Below are 19,284 nucleotides of genomic sequence, written 5' to 3'. Positions count from 1 at the left end.
GGCGGCGGCCGCCGCTCAGCTCCCGCTCACCGCCGCTCGTCGCCGGACGGTTCGCTCCCCGCGCGGGGCCGCCGCCCGGGAAGGCGGCCGTGGCTGAGGACGATGCCGAGCATGACGAGTACCGCCCCGCCGACCTGGTTCCAGGAGACCGGCTCCCCCAGGAGAAGAACCCCCGACGTGACGCCGACGACCGGAGCGAGGTAGGTGACGGCGGCAGCGTTCGCCGCGCCCCAGGCCGCCACGACGTTGGTGTTCCAGACGTAGGCGAGCCCCGTGCCGAAGGCGCCGAGGGCGACGGTGGCGAGCAGCACCCGCCAGGTCAACTCGCCCGGCGCCGGCGAGGCGAGGAAGGGCGTCGCCGCCACCATCACCGCGGCGCCCGCCGTGACCTGGACGACGGCGACGGGAAGACCGGGCAGTCGACGCGGTGAGACGAAGCGCCGCAGGTGGACGAAGGCGATCCCGTAGCAGGCCGTCGCGGCGAGACAGGCGAGTTGGGCCGTGAGGTCGCCTCCCGGGTCGAGAGCGAGCGGGTCGAGGATCACCAGTACGCCGGCGAAGCCGAGCAGCAGGCCGGCGGCGGCATGGCGGGTGAGGCGTTCGGCCGGCAGCAGAACGGCGGACCACGCCATCGCCATCAGCGGCGTCGTGGCGTTGTACGTGCTGGCGAGCCCCGAGGCGATCCGCTGCTCGGCCCAGGCGAAGAGCGTGAAGGGCACGAGGCACAACAGCACGGCCACGACGGTCAGATGCCCCCACAGCGCCTTGTCGCGAGGCACCCGCCGGCGCGCGACGAGTGCGGCCAGCCAGAGGGCAGCGGCGCCCACGACCATGCGCGCCCACACCACCTGGAGTGGTGCCAACGACTCCAGACCGATCTTGACGAACAGAAAGCTGGAGCCCCACGCCAGGGCGAGCAGCACGAACTGGCCGACTACTGGCACGTTTCTCTCCTTCGAGTCGATCCTCAAGAGAGAAGCGCGAACCGACTCGGAAGACCGGCGGTATTCCGACGCCGCGTTCCACGGCTCGGCTGCCGTCGGGGCCTCCGTCCACCACGACCGCGCAGCGCACCGGCAGCCGAACGGTCACTGCCCAGCACGTCGGGCAGCCGTCCGGTGACGTGGTCGGTGGCCTCCGTCTCGCCCGACGCCGAGAGCCCCGAGTGGCCGAGCGGCTCGGGGCGCCCCCGGGTGCCGGAGGCGTCGACGACGGCGCGGGCGCGCCGCACGCCCCAGGGCGGGCATGGCGTCGACTCCCTTGCGCGACACCGCGGTTGCGCGGACTCCGGTGCGGATGCGGGGAGCGAGCTCCTCGGTCGCCGTCGGTGTCGTACCTCCACGGCGAGAACGGCCTCACGCTCCTGGACGGCCGTTCCGACGCTCTCATCGGCCTCCAACACCAGGATTTCCAGGACCCGTTCGAGAAGGTGCGCCGCGGCCGCAAGGCCGACGGGACCTGCTCCGACGACCACGACGGGTGACCACGCGGTGGCGCCCATCGGGGTTCTCTGTCGACACCCTTCAATGTCCATGCGCGAGCAGAATGGTGACCGGTTCGGCGTCTCTCAATGTAGCCACCTGTCGAATCAGTCGGCCGCATCGTCTCGCGCCACTGGTCGACTGTTTAGACGCGTGTCAAAATCCGCTCATGCCGAAAGCGAAGCCCCCGCCCGTCGCCGCCCGGGTGCCGAGCTGTCCCCCGCTGGACGAGAGGCCGTTGGGGGCGGAAGAGGCCGAACGCGTCGCGAGGATGTTCAAGGCGCTCGCCGACCCCGTGCGGCTGCGCCTCTTCTCGCTCGTCGCCTCGCACCCGGGCGGCGAGGCGTGCGTCTGCGACATCGCGGACGTCGGCGTCTCCCAACCGACCGTCTCCCACCACCTGAAGAAGCTGAGAGAGGCCGGATTGCTCGTCTCCGAGCGCCGGGCCACCTGGGTCTTCTACCGCGTCGAACCCGGCGTGGTGGCGGCCATGGGGCAGCTCCTCACGCGCGGCGGGTGAGCCGCCTCGGCCGAACTTCCGCCGGTACGCGAGCGATACGTCCACCGGGGCGGCACCTCGATGAGCGGCCCGACGAGGTCTCAGTGCTTGCCCGGAGGTGACGTGGAAGCAATCTCGGGGACCGGCAGGCCGAACGCCGGGCATCGGAAGCGGAGTTGACGGCGAGGAGGCGCAACGCCTTGCGAAACAGAGGCAGTTCCGCAAGGAAGAGCCCCGGAGGCGGCGCGTCCCGTCCGCGACGAGGCCAAGGCCCGGGCCGATGCCCTGTACGCGGAGGGCGCACCCGCCCGAGTGCCCGTTGTCCGTGGACAACGCGGCGGAGCCGTCGGGGAGTTGGCCGCGCGGAAGCACGCGTGCCGACGCGCGTGGCGAGACCCCGTGGGCCCGAGCCCTGCTCCGTCACTCGACCCGGCCGCCCTCCGACGCGCCCTCGTCCTCGTCCGGCAGGTGCACGTCGTTGACGGCGACGTTCACCTCGACGACCTCCAGACCCGTGAACCGCTCGACCGCGTCGACGACGTTCTCCCGGACCTCGCGCGCGACCTCCGTGATGGCGACTCCGTACTCCAGGACGAGGTCGAGGTCGATCGCCGTCTGACGCTCCCCGACCTCGACCTTCACGCCCCGGCCGACGTTGGACCGCCCGCCCGGCACCCGGTCCCGGACGGCGCCGATCGTGCGCGAGATGTTGCCGCCCATGTCGTGGACGCCGGGGATCTCGCGTGCCGCCATGCCGGCGATCTTCACGACCACCAGGTCGGCGATGGACGTCCGGCCGCGGGTGGGCGCCGGCTCGTCCGCGCCGTGCCCGCCGCCGCTCACCGTCGTGCTGCGCTGTCCCGTCCTCTCCGCCGATCCGGTCTGCTCCTGCTCGGTAGCGGTCTGCTCGGTGGCCACCGGTACCTCCTCCGCGTCGTGGACGTGGTGCCTTTCGCCGGTGCGCACGCCGGAGGTGCGGCGCGGACCGGCGAAGGCCCTCTTGAGAGCCCTGCCCGGAACGGCGCGGGGAAACCTGGTGCGCCGGCCGGAAACCGCGGTGCACCGAACCGGCCGCGCCGCAGGCCGACTCTGCGCCGGCGCATCGGGTCGGCCGCTTGCGGGACGAGCCGCGCGCACTCTCCGTGCACCCCGGGGACGTTATACGCCGCCGGGATCGGGCAGGCTATCGCCTTCCGGACGGAACGGGACACCCTGACGAACGACGGAGGTGGTGACCGATGGACACCCACGAGGAGGTGGCCGTAGCCGAACCTGCGTGCGCTCGACTGCTGTGCCGGCCGCAGACGAGCGCACAGGCACGCCGCGCCGCGAAGGAGTTCCTCGCCGAACTCGACCCGCAGCCGGAGCAGGAGACGGCGGAGGCGCTCCTGCTCGTCGTCTCCGAGCTCGTCGCCAACGCAGTGCGGCACGCGGGCGGCCTGGAGCGCCTGATCTTCCGCCGCGGCGAGGACGGCCGGATCGACGTCGTCGTCGCGGACGGATGTCCGCACCCGCCGCGCCGCCGCCGAACGAGCATGCAGACGGGGGATGAGACGGGCGGGTTCGGCTGGCCGCTGGTGTTGGAGCTTTCGGACGAGGTGTCGGTCCGCCCCACGGACGCCGGCGGAAAAGTCGTCCGCGCCACGCTCCGGTGAGCCGCGCCGCAACTCCAGGCCTGCCGGTTCGCTGATACGACGTCATAATGTCTTCCTTGCGGAAGCGCCGAGCGGCGCCGCTCTACAGTGATGTAGAAATGTCTCCACAGCGTTCGGCGACGGCGGAAGGGGAACGAACGGCGAGGGGCAAGCGCGTCACGGACGCCGCCGACGTCGTCCTCCGCCTCCCCGGGCCGGAGCGGGCGCCGCGGAGGCCCCGCCGTCCGCGAGCCCGCGCCGCACCGCTGCTTCCCGCGACCGAACGCCGTCACAGCAGGCCAGGTACAACCGGTCCCGGCTCGCCCCTGCCCCAAGAGCCGGGCGGCGCGGGGCCCGAGGAGATTCATGGGCGTAACCCTCACCAGAGGCGGCAACGTGTCGCTGGCGCAGCAGTCGCCGGGCCTCACCGCCGTCCGCGTCGGGCTGAGCTGGACTGCCGGCGAGGCGTACGACCTCGACGCGAGCGCGCTGCTCTGCGGCGGTTCGGGCCGGGTCCTCTCCGATGAGCACTTCGTCTTCTTCAACAACCCCCGCAGCCCCGACGGTTCGGTCCGCCACCGCGGCACGCAAGCCGGAGCGGACCGCGAGGAGATCGACGTCGATCTGGCGTCGGTCCCCGCGGACGTCGAGAAGATCGTCTTCCCGCTCTCGCTCTACGAAGCCGCCCGGCGCGGCCAGGACTTCGGCGGACTCACCGGTGTCCGGATCCGGCTCACCGACCGGGAGGCCGGCACGGAGATCGTCAAGTTCGTGCTGTCCGACCGGAGTTCGGGCGAGACGGCGATGCTCCTCGGCGAGCTCTACCGACGCGGGGCCGAGTGGAAGTTCCGCGCCGTCGGGCAGGGGTACGCGAGCGGACTCGCGGGGATCGCGAGCGACTTCGGCGTCGACGTACTGCGCGAGCCCGAAGCCCCGGAGAGCGCCCCTGCGCCCCCGACGCAACCCGCACCGCCGCCTGCCCCCGTCGCACCGCCACCTCCGCACGACGCGGCGGCCATGTCACAGCAACCCCTCGGGAGCCCCTCCATGACCTGCTTCTTCGACCCCGGCCACGGCCCCGGCTCCACCCCGGTGACCTGGTCTCCCCAGTGGGGCGTCCCGCGCCAGATCGGGGCGTGCGCCGCGTGCGCCCAGCGCGTGCAGACGACTTCGCCGCCCTACTACACCGCGCCCCAAGCCGGATACCCGCAGCCGGCGCAGCAGGGCTACCCGCAGCAGCAGGATTTCCAGCAGCAGGGCCAACCGGACCAACAGGGCGGCCGGCAACGGCGGTTCGGCATGGGCGCGATGGTGGGCGCGGGCGCCGCCGGCCTCATGGGCGGCGCTCTCCTCAACGAGGCGCTCAGCGACGACGAGCCGGACGTCACCGTGAACCAGTACATCGAGGGCGACGACTTCGAGTAGCCCCTGGGCGTACGCCCGCCCACAGGCGCCCCCTCGCACAGCTCTGCGCGAGGGGGCACACCCGCTCGCCCGTCAGCCCGACGACGCGTCAGGATTACGGCGGACACCGACCGCCGCGAGCACCGCCGCGAGGACGCAGAGGACCCCCGTGGTCAGCACGGCCGTGTGCACCCCGTTCATGAAGGCGCTCCCCGCCCCCTCCGCCACGGCCGTCCGCAACTTCGCCGGCATGCGGGCGTCGACCGGCGCGACGCCCATGGCCACCGCGTCCTTCGCCCCCGAGAGGCCCTCGGCGACCTTGCCCGGCACCCCGGCCGACGCGAACTCCCCGGCGAGAGTCGCCCCGACGCGGCTGCCGATGAGCGAGACGAGCACCGAGGTGCCGAGCGCACCGCCGACCTGGAGCGCGGTCGCCTGCAGACCGCCCGCCACCCCGGCGTCGCGGACGGGCGCGTTGCCGACGATGGCGTCGGAGGACGAAGCCATCACCATGCCGACGCCGAGACCCAGCGCGACGAAGGGCGGCCACATCGCGTGGAAGCTCGACTCCGTCGACCAGCCGAGCATCGCGAACGAGGCGCCCGCCTGGAGCACCATGCCGAGCGGCATCGTCAGGCGCGGCCCGAACCGCTCGGTGAGCTTGGCCCCGACGGGAGAGGCGACGACGGAGGCGAGACTGAGCGGAAGGGTCCGCACACCCGCCTCGACGGGACTGTGCCCGCGGACGTTCTGCAGGTACAGCATGACGAAGAAGATCACGCCGAGCAGGACGAAGAAGTTGATCGCGGTGATCAGAGCGCCGATCGTCAGCGCGGGGCTGCGGAAGAGACGCATCGGCAGCAGCGGGTTGCGCACCCGCGTCTCGTGGAGACCGAAGACGACGAGGACGACGGCGCCGGCGGCGAGCGCGGCCGAGGTCGAACCGGAGCTCCAACCCCACGTCTCGCCCTTGACCACGCCGAAGACGAGCAGGACGAGGCCGAGCGCGAGCAGGAGGACGCCGCCGACGTCGAAGTGCCGGTGCCCTTCCTCGTTCCTGCTCTGCGGCAGGACGAGTCCGCTGAAGAGCAGCGCCGCGACGCCGATGGGCGCGTTGATGTAGAAGACCGACTCCCAGCTGACGTGCTCGACGAGGAGTCCGCCGACCGTCGGCCCGAGCGCCGTGGACATCGACGAGACCATCGCCCAGATCCCGACGGCCATCCCGAACTTCTTCGGCGGGAAGACGGACCGCAGGATGCCGAGCGTGTTCGGCATGAGCAGGGCGCCGAAGAAGCCCTGGACCGCACGGAAGGCGATGACGCCCCCGATCGACCCCGCGAGGCCGATGGCTATGGAGGCGACGGTGAACCCGGCGACGCCGACGAGGTAGAAGGTGCGGCGCCCGAAGCGGTCGCCGAGCTTGCCGCCGAGGATCAGCGCTGCCGCGAGGGCGAGCAGATAGCTGTTGGTGACCCACTGGAGGTCGGAGGTGGACGCTCCGAGGTCGCGTCCGATCTCCGGGTTGGCGAGGGAGACTACGGAACTGTCGAGCGCGACCATGAAAAGCCCGAAGGCGACTGCGATCAGCGACAGCCACGGGTTGGCCCGCCGTCCGGACATCGCCGGGACGGGCGGCTCCTCCGGGGTGACCGCGCGGTCAAGGGTGGTGGACATGCGAACGTCGACTCCTTGCGGATTCGTGGACGGGGGAGGTGGGGCCGCGGTTCGGCCTGCGCCCGCGCAACCGGCACCGCACCCGGTGGTCCGGGTGCGGTGCCGGTTGCGCGGGCGCTACTTGGTGGGGTGGAGCCGCTGCGCCAAGGCGTCGAGCGCGCTGAGCGCCGAGCCGATCGCGGCGACCTCGCCGTCGGTCATCACGGCGAGGGCCTCGCGGACGTAGCTCTGCCGCAGACCGTCGGCCTCGGCGAGGCGCTCCGTCGCCGTGGGGGTGAGGTGCAGGTGTGCGATCCGCCTGTCGACGCTGTCCTGGGCGCGCACGAGTTCGCCCTGGCGGACCAGCTCGGAGACGAGGGCGCTGACGTTGTTCGGCTTCATCAGCAGGGTCTCCGCCGCCTCGCGGACGGTGATGCCGTCGCGGTCGCCGACGAGCCGCAGCAGGGCCAACTGCCCTTCGGGCGGCCGGGGATGGGCGAAGTCCGTGGCGAGCCTCCGGTCGACGGCCCTTCCGAGCACGGGCAGGAGCGCCGTGAGCCGCTGGGCTGCACGGTCCAGTTCTGCCGGTGACGGGCGGGAGGAAGGCACGGGCGCCATCATGCTGCAGAGATTTACCTATGTCAACATAGGTATTGGTTGGGTGCGGCACCCCTCGCTCGTCGGCGGGGGAGCATGCCGGCGTCGGGGCACGGGAAAGCCCCGGGAGGTCGCCCTCCCGGGGCCGATGTTGCTCGTGGTACCCGCCTCGCTGCCGCCGTCCGCCGGGTGTGGTGCGGCCGGTGTGCAACTCGGCGCGGTCCCTGGGGCCGCGCACCGGCGTCGGTGCCGACCCGGTGGCCCGTGGGTCAGGCGTGGGAGCCGGTCACGGTGCTCGCGGCACCGTGGGCGCCGGCGGCCTGGCCGGCCTTGATGAAGAACGCCTTGCCGTGGCGGTCGAAGCCGGACGCGACGAGCTTGGAAGCGGCGCCGTGCGGGCCGGCGACCGCGGCGTGGTGGAAGTAACCCGGACCGCTGTGGCCACGGCCGTCGTGGTGGCGACCGTCGTGGTGGCGGTCGCCGCCCCGGTCCCACCCACCGGCGGTGGAGGCGGTGCCGGCCGAGAAGGCACCCTTGGCGCCGGCGGCCTGGACGCCCTCGCCGAAGGACGGGCCCTGGTCGGCCACGGCGACGCCGGAGAAGCCGAGCATCACCGGTGCGACGAGGGCGCCTGTGGCGAGGATCTTGTTGAACGTGCGCATAGAGAAGGCTCTTTCTCTTCGGCGAGCTGCTGGGATACCCCGGGGCGGCGGTGCATGGATACACCAGTGCCGGGGGGCAGGGGGATCGCTCGCTGGGTTCCCCGCGCCACGAGTAGATTCCTCCTCTCCGCAGGAAAGATCGGTATCAACCCGCCGATACAACACATCAAGTGGATTCGGTGCAAAGTTGCTCAAGTTTTCGCAACGGCGGCCGAGTGGGCCGCGTGGACGACGTGCTCCGCGGCTGTCACGGACGGCGGCACTTCGCCCGTCCGGCGGAGCCGCGGCGAGGGCCGGACCAACGCGCCTCGGCCGAACGGGCGTTGGGCCGCCGGCGCTCCGGCGGTCGGCGGTCCGGGACGGCCACCCCGGTGGAAGCGCCCACTGCGGGGGCGGCCTGTCGTTGCGCTCGACGGCGTAACGGTCGGCGCCGCCCGGCCGGCCGACGCCGTGTCCGGCGGCGGGCCCGCCCTTCGGTGCTCGTCAAGTGCCTTGCGGGCTCGTCGCGTTCGGCGCGAGACGGGGGGTGCGCGGCACGTCCGTCGGCGCGCCGAGGACCGGAAACGCGCACGGGGGCCGGCTTCCGGTTATGGGTCAGGTGGGCGAGAGGGTAGTGCCCGCACAGCACGCGGGACCTGCAGCCGGCGACGGCGGAGGTCCGGAGGCCGAGCGCCCGCGTGCGCCCCGCGCGCGGGGCCGTACGGCGCACCGGCACAGTGTCCCCGCCGGCGCCCGGTAGTCGGCGGGGGCGTGCGGTCCGTGCGCGATGCGCTGATGCGTGCGCCCTGGGCGTACGCGCCGCGCCGACAGGGGCTTCGACCGCTCGGGGTGCCGGCGCGATCACCGCACGGGCTGTGCCCCGACCTCTGCGACGTCGGCGTCGAGCAGGAGCCCGAACCGGACGGGGGCGGAGCTCCGCACCGCGTACCCGCGACTTCGGCGTTGCTCACCGAGTCGATGCCTACGAGGGCGCCCTCCGCCCCTCGGCCGGCGGGCGCCCTCGCTTTCCGGCAGTCCGAGTCCGCCGTCCGCTCACGGTCGGCTGAGCAGCGAGGCCACCTTGCCCCCGTCCCGGGGGCACGCGCGTACGCCGCCCCACTCGCGCGCCCCCGTGCGCGAGGCCGCCTCGCCCCGCGCCGTCGCGCCGGGTGCCGCACGGGCCACCGCTCCGCCCCGACCGCGGCGCACGGCCACGGCGGCGGGGACGTGGTGGAAACGGCAGAGGAGGCAACGAGCGATCCCTCCGTACTCGTGCGGGAGTCCGACGAGCGGTTCTCCCGAAACCAGGGCGCACGCCAGGCGTTTGCGCGGCGGCTGCCCGGCGGTCCGCGCTCGCCCGGCCGTCGTGCAGACGTCGAGGATCACCGGAACTCGCCGCGAGTGAAAGGCGATCGGTCTCCAGGTGCGAGGCGCACGAACACCGCGTCCGCCCCATCTCCGTTGCACATAGTGCATTTGAGAAACGGCAGACGGTCGCAACCCTTGACCGCGGACGGCCGGGCAGTAAAGTCTAGACCAATCGGTGGGCACGGGAACCGGCTCCATCGGTGCGCCTGCCGGCATACCCGGGCCGGCTCGGTGCTTCGGTGTCCGGTGAGCGTCCCCGCGTCGACCGAACCCCCACTCCGCGAGGCCGGCGAGGAACGGGCGAGCGTCGGCCTCCTCCGTGAAGGAGTTGACATGAACAAGAAAAAGAAGCTGGCTGCCGCCATCGGTGCCGGGATTGCCCCGGTCATCGCGCTGACGCTGCCGGCAGGTTCGGCGAGCGCCCACGGCTACGTCGACTCGCCGCCGAGCCGGCAGTCGCAGTGCGCCGCGGGCACCGTCGAGTGCGGCGACATCAAGTACGAGCCCCAGAGCGTCGAAGGTCCGAAGGGCCTCACCAGCTGCAGCGGCGGCAACTCGCGCTTCTCCGAGCTGGACGACGACTCCCGCGGCTGGGCGGTCACCGATGTCGGCAGCTCCACGACCTTCAACTGGACTCTGACGGTGCAGCACGCCACGTCGACGTGGGAGTACTACGCCGACGGGAAGAAGATCGCCGAGTTCGACGACGGCGGTCAGACCCCGGGCGCACAGGTCTCGCACGACGTCGACTTCGGCGGCCTCAGCGGTCAGCACAAGATCCTGGCCGTCTGGAACATCGCCGACACGTCCAACGCCTTCTACGCCTGCGTGGACGTCAACATCGGCGGCTGATCCCCCGTACCGCAGGACACCCGCCGCGCCGGACCGGGTCGCGTACCCGTCTCCCGCACGGCACACCGCGGCCCGCGTCCTCCACGCGGGCCGCGGTCGTGTTCTCGGGCAGACCCGGACAGGATCGTTTCTTCCGACCTCAACCGCGGTAAGAAGCAGGGGAGTTGCGGAACGGTGCGCGCCGCTTACCGGAACGCGGTGCAAGCCAGGGGGAATCTGCGAAGGTGGGTGCCTGAGCAAACGTACGGGAGCAGCACGATGCACTTCTCTGAACCACGCGGCGCGGCGCACACCGGAGGAGCGGCGGAGCCCGCGCCGACGTCTCCGGCTGTGCCGCGGCTGATTCTGGGACGTCGGCTCCAGGCGCTGCGGCGGGCGCAGTACCTCTCCCGCGCCGAGGCCGCGGAGGCGCTCCGGGTCGACGCCGCGGTGGTCGCCCGGCTGGAGCGCGGACGGACCGGGGCCCCGGTGCGCGACGTCGCCGACCTCCTCACGATCTACGGCGTCGTCGAGGAGGCCGAACGGGAGGTGCTGCTCGCACTCGCCGAGCGCGCCGACACGCCGGGCTGGTGGCACGAGTTCGACGACGTCGTACCCGCCTGGCTCCACCCGTACCTCGGACTCGAGCAGGCCGCGAGCGTGATCCGCTGCTTCGAGCCGCAGTACGTACCCGGGCTGCTCCAGACCGAGGAGTACGCACGCCACGTCGTCTCGCTTCCCCGACGCCGCGCCGATCAGGCCGAGTTGGAGCGCCGGGTCGAGCTCCGCGTGCGGCGTGGACGCGTCCTGGACAGGCGAAGCGGGCCGCACCTGTGGGCGGTGCTCGACGAGGCGGTGCTGCGCCGCCCGGTCGGCGGACCGGCCGTGATGGCGGCGCAGTTGAGACACCTCGTCGAGATGGGCGACCTGCCCCATGTCACCGTGCAGGTACTGCCGTTCAGCGCGGGGCTGGCCGCGACGGACGGCCCGTGCACGCTGCTGCGGCTGCCCGCGGGCGAGTTGCCCGACACCGTCTACCTGGAGCAGCTACGCTCCGCTCGGTACGTCGAGACGCCGGAAGAGGTGGAGTACTACCGGCACCTCATCGACTGCCTCGTGACGGAATCGGAGTCCCCGTCGGTCAGTCGTACGCTGCTGCTGGAGGCTGCTGCCGCGTACGCGGCCCGCCGGTCGCCCCTGCGTACCGTGTGAGGCCCCGCCACCACGGGTCGACGGGGAGCGGCCCTTCGCCGCCCGGCTCGAACTCCCCGCCGGGGCACGGGATCGCTGCGCGTACGCCGGCCGCCTCGGCGGCCGCGAGCATGCGCTCGGGCGGCTCGGCCCACGGGTGCGGGGCGAGGTTGAAGGTGCCCCAGTGGATCGGCAGAAGCACGCTGCCCTGGGCGCCGTGGCCGTCGCGCTCTCCGGTCCCGTTGAGGTCGAGGTGGGCTCTGAGCCCTTCCTCCGGTGTCATGTGGATGTCGGGCCAGAGTTCGGAGTAGGCACCCACCTGGATCATCGTGGCGTCGAACGGGCCGTGCACCGCGCCGACTTCGGCGAAGCCGGGGAAGTAGCCGGTGTCCCCGCTGTGGAAGACGCGGTGCTCGGCGCCCTCGACGACCCAGGAAGCCCACAGTGTCCGCTGCCTGTTGCGGAGCCCCCGCCCGCAGAAGTGCCTGGCCGGGGTGGCGGTGAGCGTCAGGCCGGAGACCTCCGTCGACTCGTGCCAGTCCAACTCCCGGCAGAGCGACGGCGGTACGCCCCAGCGTTCCAGGTGCGCCCCCACTCCGAGGGGGACGACGAAGAGGGTGCCCAGGGCGGCGAGGCGGCGGACCGTCGGCAGGTCGAGGTGGTCGTAGTGGTCGTGCGAGATGACCACCGCGTCGATCGGCTCCAGCGCGGTGAGCCGCACCGGTGGGCGGTGGAGGCGGCGCGGCCCCGCGAAGCCGAAGGGTGAGCAGCGCTCGCCCCACACGGGGTCGAAGAGGACGCGTCGGCCGTCGATATCGGCGAGGACCGTGGAGTGGCCGAGCCAGCTTATCCGCAGACCGGTCAGCGGGGGCGTCCCGCGCAGGGCCGCGCTCGGCTGGGCGAGGGGGAGCGGACCGGTGGGCCTGCGGTCGCGGCCGGTGAGCATGGCGCGCGCCAACTCGGCACGCGAATGGGCGGGTTGGGCCGCGCGGGCCGGACCTGCCGGGTTGCGGAACTCGCCGGTGTCGGGGGAGTAGTGCGGTGACGCCTCGATGCGCCGCAGTCGCGCGCCCTTCGGCTCGGCGCCGAAGGAGAGCGGGCGCAGCCTCGCCGCGGTCAGGCGTGACGGCCGCCTCCTCCCCGGGGAGCCCGGTGTCCGCCGGACCGGGCTCGCCGGGCTGCCTGCCCTCTCTGAACCGAGTTGCTGTGCCAACCGCCGTTCGGGCACGGTCCCCTCCTAGGCCACTGCTGCGGGTAGCCCCCGTCTCCGGGTGGCAGGACGCGACCCCTGCCTCTCCGGTTGCGTCCCGGAGGGAACCGTACTCCTCGACGGCGGGGGTCAACCGGCGTACAGCGGCTCCGACTTCTCGGTGTACGTGTCGGCCGAGGTCTCGTGTGCGATCTCCAGCGACGGGGTCGGCAACCCGTACTCTCCGGCGAACTCACCTGGCACGATGCGGAACTTGCGGATCGACTCGGCGGGCTGCACGGCCTCGGCCGCGCTGCCGACGGGATGCGGCGGCCGCGCGCGGGCGGGCGCCTCCTGCAACCTCGCGCGGACGGCGCGGAGTCGGCCGACGGGGCCGTCGTCGGTACGCCAGGTCTGTGGCTGCTGGCTCTGCGCCGTCGCGGCCGCTGTCCGCGTGTGCTGCCTGTGTCCTCCGCGATGGCGGACCGCCCCCTGGAGGCGCGCAGTGTCCAGGAGGCTTGCGCGGCCGGGGAGGTCGCGCAGACGGGGACGGTTCGCCCGTCCTCGGATCCGAAGTCGAGGGCGCACCACTCGTAGCGGACCCGGGCCGTCAGCGCGGCGCGTCCGTCCTGCGCCGGCCTGCCGCGGCGAGGCCGCGCGCCGCCTCGGAGAGCTCGCGCGCAGGCGTGCGCCGGCGCAGGTCGCCGACTTCCTTGCGCACCGCGGCGGACGAAGACGCCGAATCCTCCTGCGCGTTGACGAACGGTACGTCCGTGGCGCCGCCCGGGGCGGACGCGCGACGGTACGAGCGAGGTGGCGCGCACCTCAGGGACAGCACCCTTCTTCCTGGCCAACTCGTGAGGGAGCCGGGGAGCTGCGGCGCCTGGCGGTCCTTTGCGCCCGTCGTCAGCTCCTGTACGAGGGGTCCGTCTCTCGCGCTCGTGCGCGCGGGGCCGGCGGCGTGGCTCTTCACGGTGAGTGAGGCGGCGCACAGGGTTACGTCCCGGAGCGCGGGCGTGCCCGGTCTCGGGACGGATGTCCTCCGGGGCAACGCGTTCACCAGGAGGCCGAATCACTCACGCGTAGAGGCTCGAAAGGGGCGTGCAGCCCCGCACCGGAGGTGCGCGCCAGTCCGCGCCCGAGCGGCGGCGTACGGCCCCGGCGTGCCTGGACGAGGCCGGCCGGCGCGTGAACGGCGCCCTTCCTCGCGCCGGCGTATCGGTCTCAGGCGTACGCCGGCGGGCGTCGGGTGCCGGGGCGGCGTGGGCGTGCGGCGGCCCGGGTCAGCGGGCTTCGAGCCGTACCCGGGTCTGCTCCTCCTGGTCACCGGCGACGTCCGTCTCCGTCCGGACGGTGAACAGTTCCGCGAGGGCGCTCTCCAAGAGCTGCACCGCGTGCGGAGAGCCCTGGAGCTCCGCGTCGACGGGGCCGCGCAGCTCCGGGGGGCGGGGCAGGGGCCAGTCCTCTGCCACGGTGTATTCGGCGGACCACACGCGGTGCTGGCGGTCGTCCAGCCCGGAGACCTCATGGGGCGCGGACTCCACGTCCGGATGGAAGAGGCGCCCCAGCTCGGCGAAGACGGCGCGCGCGTCCTCCGGGCGGCAGGCAGTGAGCTGCACCGAGACCTGCGGCTGCGTGCTGTCTGTACGGGTGGCCATCCAGACTCCTCTCCGGCGAGGCGCCGCGCTCTGCGACGATTGCTCCCCGCGGTGCGGCCGAGCCGCCCGCCGAGCGGTGCCCCGGGCTCCTCACCCGGAGCCCTCCCCACTCGTGTGCTCCGGTTCGCCTGCTTCATGCACCGCCTGCCGCACCGGAGTACCGGGCGCTCGCCCCGGCCCCTCCGCCAGCAGGCGCAGCGCCTCCGACGTACGGTCGAACCCCTCCTCGCCGAGCATCCGCCGCAGCTCGGCGTTGAAGCGGTCCACCTCGGGCTGCACGCGGTGCAGCGCCTCCGCGCCGCCGCCCGTGAGCTCCAGCCGCACGGCCCGGTGCTGGTCGGGGTGGGGTCGCCTCGCCACCAGTCCGGCCCCGACGAGCCTCCCGACGAGCGCCGTGACGGCCGACTCGCGCTGCACGAGGGTGCGGGCCAACTCCTGCTGCGTGGCCCCGGGAGCGGCGCGTATCGCGTAGAGGGCGCCCAGCTGGGCCGTCGTGATGTCGGCGGCGGCGAGGCAGCGTCGGTCGGCGTCGACGCGGAGCCGGTGCGCGGCCCGTTGGAGGAGGAAGTACAGGCGGCGGTCCGGGGTGTCAGGCATGCACGCGATCCTGGCACCTGCCGCACGCCCGTGGACAGGCGAACAGGCGCCGGCGGCCTCCTCCTTGACCGCGGACGCCTTCTGCCGCAGGCTCACTTCACTGGTGAACTGAGAAGCACGGAGGCCGCGATGACCGACGCGGAACAGCAACTCGCCTTCGCACAGGGGATACTTGCGCAGCAGCCGTTCAGCGTCCTGTTGGGAGCGCGCGTCACAGCCTTCGGCGGCGGCGAAGCCGTGCTGGCGCTCGACGTCAGGGACGAGCTACGTCAGCAGAACGGCTACCTGCACGGCGGCGTCCTCAGCTACGCCGCCGACAACGCGCTCACCTTCGCAGCGGGCAGCGTCCTCGGCCCCGACCTCCTCACGGTCGGTTTCACCATCGACTACCTGCGCCCGGGAAAGGGGCGGCTCCTCCGCGCACACGCCTCCGTCGTCGACTCCTCGCGCTCCCGCGCCACCTGCCGGTGCGAGCTGTACACGGTGGACGCGGACGGCGGCGAGCGCCGTTGCGCGCTCGCGCAGGGAGCCGTCGTCGTTCCCGGGACGGCGCGGACGGAGCCGCAACGGGCCGGGCACACGGGATAGTCGGGGCCGCGCGGCGGCCTGCCGTCCGAAGTGCCGGCTCATGTCCGGGAGTCGGGCCCTCCGGAGACGGGCAGCCTCAGGCCGCGCAGAGCCGCCTCCAGGGCGAAACGCTGGTCGGCGTCGGTGAGTCGGCCGCCGAAGGCGCGTTCCACGGCGCGCATCCGGTAGCGGACCGTCTGCGGGTGGAGCCGCAGCAGGTCGGCCGTGCGGGTGGCGTTGCCTCGGGTGGCGAGCCAGGCGTCGAGCGTCTCGGTGCTCCTGCGGCGCTGGACGGGGCCGAGGCGGTCGAGCGGGGCGAGGGACCGCGCCGCCACGCGGGAGAGGAGCTCCGGGTCGGACGTCAGCCAGAGCGCGACGAGTTGCTCCTCGCAGCGGATGAGCGGCTGATCGGGAACGGCGCCCGCCCGCGCCAACTCCAGCGCCCTGCGCGCCCACCGCAGCGAGTCGCGCACCTCGCCCAACGGCACCCGCAGGCCGACCGCCGCACGCACCTGCCCGGGGAGCCGGGGCAGTTCGTGGACGGTGTCACCGGGCAGCAGGAGGAGCGGGCGGGGCCCCGTCAGGTCGGCGAGGACCTGGGTGCCGAGCAGCCGCGCGTCGATCCCGGCGGCAGTGTTCAGCGCGACCGGCACCACCTCGCTCCGCAGCGGCCAACCGGTGCGCGCGGCGAGTTCGGCGACCGCCTCCGGCACGGGCGCCTCCGAGAGGAGCAGCGCCAGCAGCCGGTGCCGCAACCCTTCGCGACCGCCGGCGAGTTCGGCGGTCGCTTCGGCATGGCCCTCGGCCGCCACGCCGGCGAGAGCCTCCACGTGGCCGAGGAGCGCCTCCGCGAGGCCGAGTACCGCGTCGGGCGCCAGGTCGTGCCGTTCGGCGAGGGTACGCGTCCGTCGCAGGGCGAGTCTCGTGCCGAGGCGGAGCGCCGACTGGAGCAGGTCGAGGCTCCTCCCCTCGTAGGCTTCGTTGCGGCCGAGCCGGCGGAGCACGCGGTCCCTCCGGCGCCGGGTCCGGCTTCCGGGTGCGGCGGCGAAGCCGTCGAGGCAGCGCTCGACGAGGAGTTCGGCGTGGCGGCGGTGCGGGCCTTCGAGCGCCGCCCGGTACGGCGCATACCTCGCCGCGAGCGCGGACACCAACTCCTCAGCCACTTCGGGGAGTTCGGCGCGCAGTAGTTCGGCGGCCCGTTGCGGACCCGTGCCGCGTGGGCCTGGTTCGCTCTCGTCAGGGGCGGGATCAGCCACTCGTAGTCCCTTTCTGCGGTCGGTTCGAGAGCGGCGCGGCGGACGCCCCCGGCACGAGCCCGTGGTGTTCTGCGGCCCGCGGAGGACGGGCAGGACTTTTTCGCCGCGCACTTTCGGGTGACGAGCAATTCGCGTTCGCCGGATCACGTCAAGCTGCGTGGAGTTCCGTGCTCACCCGGCTACGAAAACCCGCCGTGCGCGGACTGCACGAGAGACAAGGAATCGCTCGCCGTGTATTGCGGCGGGGAAATTCGGTGCCGCGCTATTGCGGTTCGGGTTACCCGTCCGTAACGTTCCCGGCGTTCTGCTCGTCAGCGCGCTCGGCTCGTAGGCACGGCCGAAACGCCGAAAGGGCGCGGGCGGGCCGAGGAGCGCGGCGCGTATGCCGGTCCCCGGATCGGCGACGGCTCCGCGCGGGACGCCCGGCGGTCGGCCCCCCTTTCGCCGTCGCGTCCCGGGGTCCCGTGTCCGTGCCCCCGGCCACGGGACCGCCTGCGCAGCGACAACCACCGGCACGAGCGCACCCAGGTACCACGCACGCTTCCGCCGGCGGGCACACCGCCCGCGGCGGGAGCGCCCTTCGCACGAGAGCCATCCGACGGCCAACGCGCCCGTCTCCGCCCGCGATCGGCCGGCGGCGGCGCCGAGGCGTCCCGCACAAGCCCGCACCTCCAACTCTCCGCAACAGGAGCCGAGATGACCCGTTCACTCCCCGCTGCACGCCGCCGCAGACTCGCCGTACACGGGACGGTCGCCGCCGCGGCCGCCTTCGGCCTCGCGCTCGCCACCTCCGGTACGGCGGAGGCGGCAGACGTACGCCTCGACTACCCGGTCACGGGCACGACCCACCTCTCCGGCACCGACTCGGACCTCGCCCTGGGGCCCGGCACGCTGAAGGCCACCGCCGACCTGGCGGCGGGCACCCTGTCGGCCGACACGGAACTTCCCCCGGCCGACGGGGAGTTCAAGCTGCTCGGCATCCCCGTCTCGGTGACGACCGAGCTGGTGGAGACCGAGCCGACGACGGGGACGATCGCGCAGGACGGCGCCGTCTCCACCACCTCGAAGATGACGATCAAGCTGAAGAACCTCAAGGTCGGCGGCATCCCGATGCCGGTGGGAAGCAGGTGCCAGACGAAGGAGCCGGCGACGATCTCCCTCGACTCTCAGGAGGGCTTCAACGTCCTCACCGGGGGAACGCTCTCCGGCGAGTACACCATCCCCCGGTTCGAGCACTGCCTCCTCGCCACGCCGGTGATCAACGGGATGATCCCGGGCGACGGCAACACGATTTCGCTCGACCTCGCCCAGGCCCAACAGCCGGAGGACTGACGCGCGTTGCCCGGTGGCGGACCGTCCGGCCGACGGGCCGCCACCGTACCGGCAGCGGCCGGGTCAGCCGTCGCGGTGACCGGAGTCCGCCGTCGCCGCCCTGCCGTGCTGCGGCTCCTCGGCGCCGTTTGCCGAGCGCGGACCTGCCGCGCCTCGCACGTGCAGTGCGCGGAGCGCGACCTCGGTGGCGAAACGCTGGTCGGCGTCGGCGAGTTGGGCGCGGAAGATGCGGTTGAGGGTGCGCAGACGGTAGCGGACCGTCTGCGGGTGCAGGTGGAGGAGCTCCGCCATCCTCGTCGCGGTCGCGCGCGTCGTCAGCCAGGTGCGCAGGGTGTCGACGAGCCGGTCACCCTGCGCCGGAGTGAGCTGCGCCAGGGGCGCCAACTGGCGTCGGGCGAGCTGCTCCACGAGCGGCGGATCGGCCAACAGCCAGAGAGTCAGGAGGTGTTCCTCGCACTCCACGGGCATCTCGCCCCGGATCACACCCGATTCCGCGAGCGAGAGGGCTTGCCGCGCCCAGCGCAGCGAGTCCGACGCGTCGCCGAGCGGCACGGTGAGGCCCACCGCGCTGCGGCATCCGTCGAGGGCGCGGGCGAGTGCTGCGCGCCCGGAGGCGTCGAGCGGTCCGGGCAGCAGCAGGTGCGGGCGCGGGTCGTCCGGTTCGACGAGCACGCCCTCCTCCAGCGCCCCGGGCGGCAGGCGGCTGCCGCTGCCGAGCGCGACGAGTGTCACCTCGTCGGGCAGGGGCCAGGAGACGCGCTTCGCCAACTCGGCGACGGTGGAGTGCGGTACGGCGTCGCCCGCCAGCAACAGCCGCAGGAGCCGGCGGCGTTCGGCTGCGCGCTCCTCGTCCGTCCCGTCCTTCGCCGCGAGGTAGCCCTCGCGGCAGAGAGCCTCGATCTCGTCGACGTAGGAGAAGACGGCGTCGGCGAAGCTGACGACGAGCGAGGGCGGCATGCCGTGCCGGGGTGCGAGCGTCTTCGCGCGGCGCAGGCCCACCCGGGCGCCGATGCGCAGCGCCGTCTGTAAGCACTGGAGGCTTCGGCCCTGGTGTGCCTCGTCGCGCCCGAGTCTTCGGCACACCTCGTCGCGCTCCGCGGTCGACGCCGCCGGGTCGGCGACCTTGGTGACGAAGGTGGCGAGGTTGCGCTGCACGCCCAGGCGCAGTGTGCGTCCGTACGGGCTGTTGAGCAGCTTGCCGTACTCGGGGACCGCTGAGGCGATCTCGGACGCCATCTCCTCCAGCAGCGTGGGGAGTTCAGGCCACATCACCGTCGCCAGCTCGCGGGGGAGCGGGTCGAGCGCCTCCGTCCCCGCGGCCGTGCGCAGGGCGCGGTGCGCCGGTTCTGCGGACCGGCCTGTGGACGTCGTCGTCCGTGCCAT

General features: G+C 73.1%; 18 protein-coding genes and 1 pseudogene. 7 read left to right on the top strand and 12 right to left on the bottom strand.

Going from position 1 to position 19,284, the window contains the following annotated elements; genetic code table 11:
- Positions 1 to 26: 26 nt before the first annotated feature.
- Complete coding sequence (locus UWG_RS0122605; protein WP_029391692.1) at positions 27 to 944, bottom strand: DMT family transporter; 918 nt, start codon at positions 942 to 944, stop codon at positions 27 to 29.
- A 23-nt stretch (positions 945 to 967) separates the two neighbouring features.
- Positions 968 to 1,501, bottom strand: a complete 534-nt coding sequence (locus tag UWG_RS32320; protein ID WP_237720227.1) for an NAD(P)-binding protein — start codon at positions 1,499 to 1,501, stop codon at positions 968 to 970.
- Between the two features lie 149 nt (positions 1,502 to 1,650).
- Here UWG_RS32320 and UWG_RS0122595 point away from each other — a divergent pair, with 149 nt between their 5' ends.
- On the top strand, positions 1,651 to 2,001 hold the full coding sequence (locus UWG_RS0122595) for an ArsR/SmtB family transcription factor (protein ID WP_029391691.1): 351 nt from the start codon (positions 1,651 to 1,653) through the stop codon (positions 1,999 to 2,001).
- Between the two features lie 399 nt (positions 2,002 to 2,400).
- On the opposite strand, the gene UWG_RS0122590 is transcribed toward UWG_RS0122595, so the two are convergent.
- Entirely contained in the window at positions 2,401 to 2,898 is a 498-nt protein-coding gene (locus UWG_RS0122590) for an Asp23/Gls24 family envelope stress response protein (protein ID WP_029391690.1), read from the bottom strand.
- 320 nt (positions 2,899 to 3,218) lie between these two features.
- Here UWG_RS0122590 and UWG_RS0122585 point away from each other — a divergent pair, with 320 nt between their 5' ends.
- Both UWG_RS0122585 and UWG_RS34305 read left to right on the top strand, forming a co-directional pair.
- Positions 3,219 to 3,635 carry an ATP-binding protein gene (locus tag UWG_RS0122585; RefSeq protein ID WP_016909478.1) on the top strand — a complete coding sequence of 139 codons (417 nt, stop codon included), beginning with the start codon at positions 3,219 to 3,221 and terminating at the stop codon, positions 3,633 to 3,635.
- Positions 3,636 to 3,980: 345 nt separating this feature from the next.
- Positions 3,981 to 4,529, top strand: a pseudogene (locus tag UWG_RS34305) (TerD family protein); the annotation flags it as partial.
- 582 nt (positions 4,530 to 5,111) lie between these two features.
- Here the strand turns inward: UWG_RS34305 and UWG_RS0122575 are convergent.
- The 3 genes from UWG_RS0122575 to UWG_RS0122565 all read right to left on the bottom strand — a co-directional run bounded on the left by UWG_RS0122575 (position 5,112) and on the right by UWG_RS0122565 (position 7,933).
- Positions 5,112 to 6,695, bottom strand: coding sequence for an MFS transporter (locus UWG_RS0122575; RefSeq protein ID WP_016909476.1), 1,584 nt, complete (start codon positions 6,693 to 6,695; stop codon positions 5,112 to 5,114).
- A 117-nt stretch (positions 6,696 to 6,812) separates the two neighbouring features.
- A complete protein-coding gene (locus UWG_RS0122570) occupies positions 6,813 to 7,283 on the bottom strand; it encodes a MarR family winged helix-turn-helix transcriptional regulator (protein ID WP_029391688.1) in 471 nt (156 codons plus the stop codon).
- Positions 7,284 to 7,540: 257 nt separating this feature from the next.
- On the bottom strand, positions 7,541 to 7,933 hold the full coding sequence (locus UWG_RS0122565; protein ID WP_016909474.1) for a hypothetical protein: 393 nt from the start codon (positions 7,931 to 7,933) through the stop codon (positions 7,541 to 7,543).
- A 1,680-nt stretch (positions 7,934 to 9,613) separates the two neighbouring features.
- Between UWG_RS0122565 and UWG_RS0122550 the strand changes: the two genes are divergently transcribed.
- Positions 9,614 to 10,132, top strand: coding sequence for a lytic polysaccharide monooxygenase auxiliary activity family 9 protein (locus UWG_RS0122550; RefSeq protein ID WP_016909472.1), 519 nt, complete (start codon positions 9,614 to 9,616; stop codon positions 10,130 to 10,132).
- Positions 10,133 to 10,390: 258 nt separating this feature from the next.
- The gene (locus tag UWG_RS0122545) at positions 10,391 to 11,323 is read left to right on the top strand and encodes a helix-turn-helix domain-containing protein (protein ID WP_029391687.1); all 933 of its coding nucleotides are present in this window, start codon (positions 10,391 to 10,393) and stop codon (positions 11,321 to 11,323) included.
- Here the strand turns inward: UWG_RS0122545 and UWG_RS0122540 are convergent.
- The 4 genes from UWG_RS0122540 to UWG_RS0122520 all read right to left on the bottom strand — a co-directional run bounded on the left by UWG_RS0122540 (position 11,253) and on the right by UWG_RS0122520 (position 14,746).
- Positions 11,253 to 12,422: an MBL fold metallo-hydrolase gene (locus UWG_RS0122540; protein WP_237720229.1), complete on the bottom strand. Its 1,170-nt coding sequence runs from the start codon at positions 12,420 to 12,422 to the stop codon at positions 11,253 to 11,255. The genes UWG_RS0122545 and UWG_RS0122540 overlap by 71 nt on opposite strands.
- Positions 12,423 to 12,641: 219 nt before the next feature.
- A complete protein-coding gene (locus UWG_RS0122535) occupies positions 12,642 to 12,851 on the bottom strand; it encodes a hypothetical protein (protein ID WP_016909469.1) in 210 nt (69 codons plus the stop codon).
- 923 nt (positions 12,852 to 13,774) lie between these two features.
- Complete coding sequence (locus UWG_RS0122525) at positions 13,775 to 14,149, bottom strand: hypothetical protein (protein ID WP_016909467.1); 375 nt, start codon at positions 14,147 to 14,149, stop codon at positions 13,775 to 13,777.
- A gap of 90 nt (positions 14,150 to 14,239) precedes the next feature.
- The gene (locus UWG_RS0122520) at positions 14,240 to 14,746 is read right to left on the bottom strand and encodes a MarR family winged helix-turn-helix transcriptional regulator (RefSeq protein ID WP_016909466.1); all 507 of its coding nucleotides are present in this window, start codon (positions 14,744 to 14,746) and stop codon (positions 14,240 to 14,242) included.
- A gap of 129 nt (positions 14,747 to 14,875) precedes the next feature.
- On the opposite strand from UWG_RS0122520, the gene UWG_RS0122515 reads away from it, so the two are divergent.
- Entirely contained in the window at positions 14,876 to 15,334 is a 459-nt protein-coding gene (locus tag UWG_RS0122515) for a PaaI family thioesterase (RefSeq protein ID WP_016909465.1), read from the top strand.
- Between the two features lie 38 nt (positions 15,335 to 15,372).
- Here UWG_RS0122515 and UWG_RS0122510 read toward each other — a convergent pair whose 3' ends face one another.
- Positions 15,373 to 16,569 carry a PucR family transcriptional regulator gene (locus UWG_RS0122510; protein ID WP_029391686.1) on the bottom strand — a complete coding sequence of 399 codons (1,197 nt, stop codon included), beginning with the start codon at positions 16,567 to 16,569 and terminating at the stop codon, positions 15,373 to 15,375.
- Between the two features lie 696 nt (positions 16,570 to 17,265).
- Here UWG_RS0122510 and UWG_RS0122505 point away from each other — a divergent pair.
- Positions 17,266 to 17,901, top strand: a complete 636-nt coding sequence (locus UWG_RS0122505; RefSeq protein WP_016909463.1) for a hypothetical protein — start codon at positions 17,266 to 17,268, stop codon at positions 17,899 to 17,901.
- Between the two features lie 63 nt (positions 17,902 to 17,964).
- On the opposite strand, the gene UWG_RS0122500 is transcribed toward UWG_RS0122505, so the two are convergent.
- Positions 17,965 to 19,284 (bottom strand): PucR-like N-terminal domain-containing protein (locus tag UWG_RS0122500; protein ID WP_016909462.1); only part of this gene is annotated, 1,320 nt, incomplete at its 5' end.

Source organism: Streptomyces xiaopingdaonensis, assembly GCF_000262345.1.
GTDB classification, from domain to species: domain Bacteria; phylum Actinomycetota; class Actinomycetes; order Streptomycetales; family Streptomycetaceae; genus Streptomyces; species Streptomyces xiaopingdaonensis.
The sequence above is the reverse complement of the archived record's forward strand: the minus strand, read 5'-3'. Positions and strand labels throughout refer to the sequence as shown.

What these genes read in the sequence shown, in the direction of transcription:
- UWG_RS0122585 (WP_016909478.1), top strand. Translation starts at nt 3,219, where the DNA reads ATGGACACCCACGAGGAGGTGGCCGTAGCCGAACCTGCGTGCGCTCGA.
- UWG_RS32320 (WP_237720227.1), bottom strand. Translation starts at nt 1,501, where the DNA reads ATGGGCGCCACCGCGTGGTCACCCGTCGTGGTCGTCGGAGCAGGTCCC.
- UWG_RS0122515 (WP_016909465.1), top strand. Translation starts at nt 14,876, where the DNA reads ATGACCGACGCGGAACAGCAACTCGCCTTCGCACAGGGGATACTTGCG.
- UWG_RS0122545 (WP_029391687.1), top strand. Translation starts at nt 10,391, where the DNA reads ATGCACTTCTCTGAACCACGCGGCGCGGCGCACACCGGAGGAGCGGCG.
- UWG_RS0122595 (WP_029391691.1), top strand. Translation starts at nt 1,651, where the DNA reads ATGCCGAAAGCGAAGCCCCCGCCCGTCGCCGCCCGGGTGCCGAGCTGT.
- UWG_RS0122520 (WP_016909466.1), bottom strand. Translation starts at nt 14,746, where the DNA reads ATGCCTGACACCCCGGACCGCCGCCTGTACTTCCTCCTCCAACGGGCC.
- UWG_RS0122550 (WP_016909472.1), top strand. Translation starts at nt 9,614, where the DNA reads ATGAACAAGAAAAAGAAGCTGGCTGCCGCCATCGGTGCCGGGATTGCC.
- UWG_RS0122525 (WP_016909467.1), bottom strand. Translation starts at nt 14,149, where the DNA reads ATGGCCACCCGTACAGACAGCACGCAGCCGCAGGTCTCGGTGCAGCTC.
- UWG_RS0122565 (WP_016909474.1), bottom strand. Translation starts at nt 7,933, where the DNA reads ATGCGCACGTTCAACAAGATCCTCGCCACAGGCGCCCTCGTCGCACCG.
- UWG_RS0122505 (WP_016909463.1), top strand. Translation starts at nt 17,266, where the DNA reads ATGACCCGTTCACTCCCCGCTGCACGCCGCCGCAGACTCGCCGTACAC.
- UWG_RS0122575 (WP_016909476.1), bottom strand. Translation starts at nt 6,695, where the DNA reads ATGTCCACCACCCTTGACCGCGCGGTCACCCCGGAGGAGCCGCCCGTC.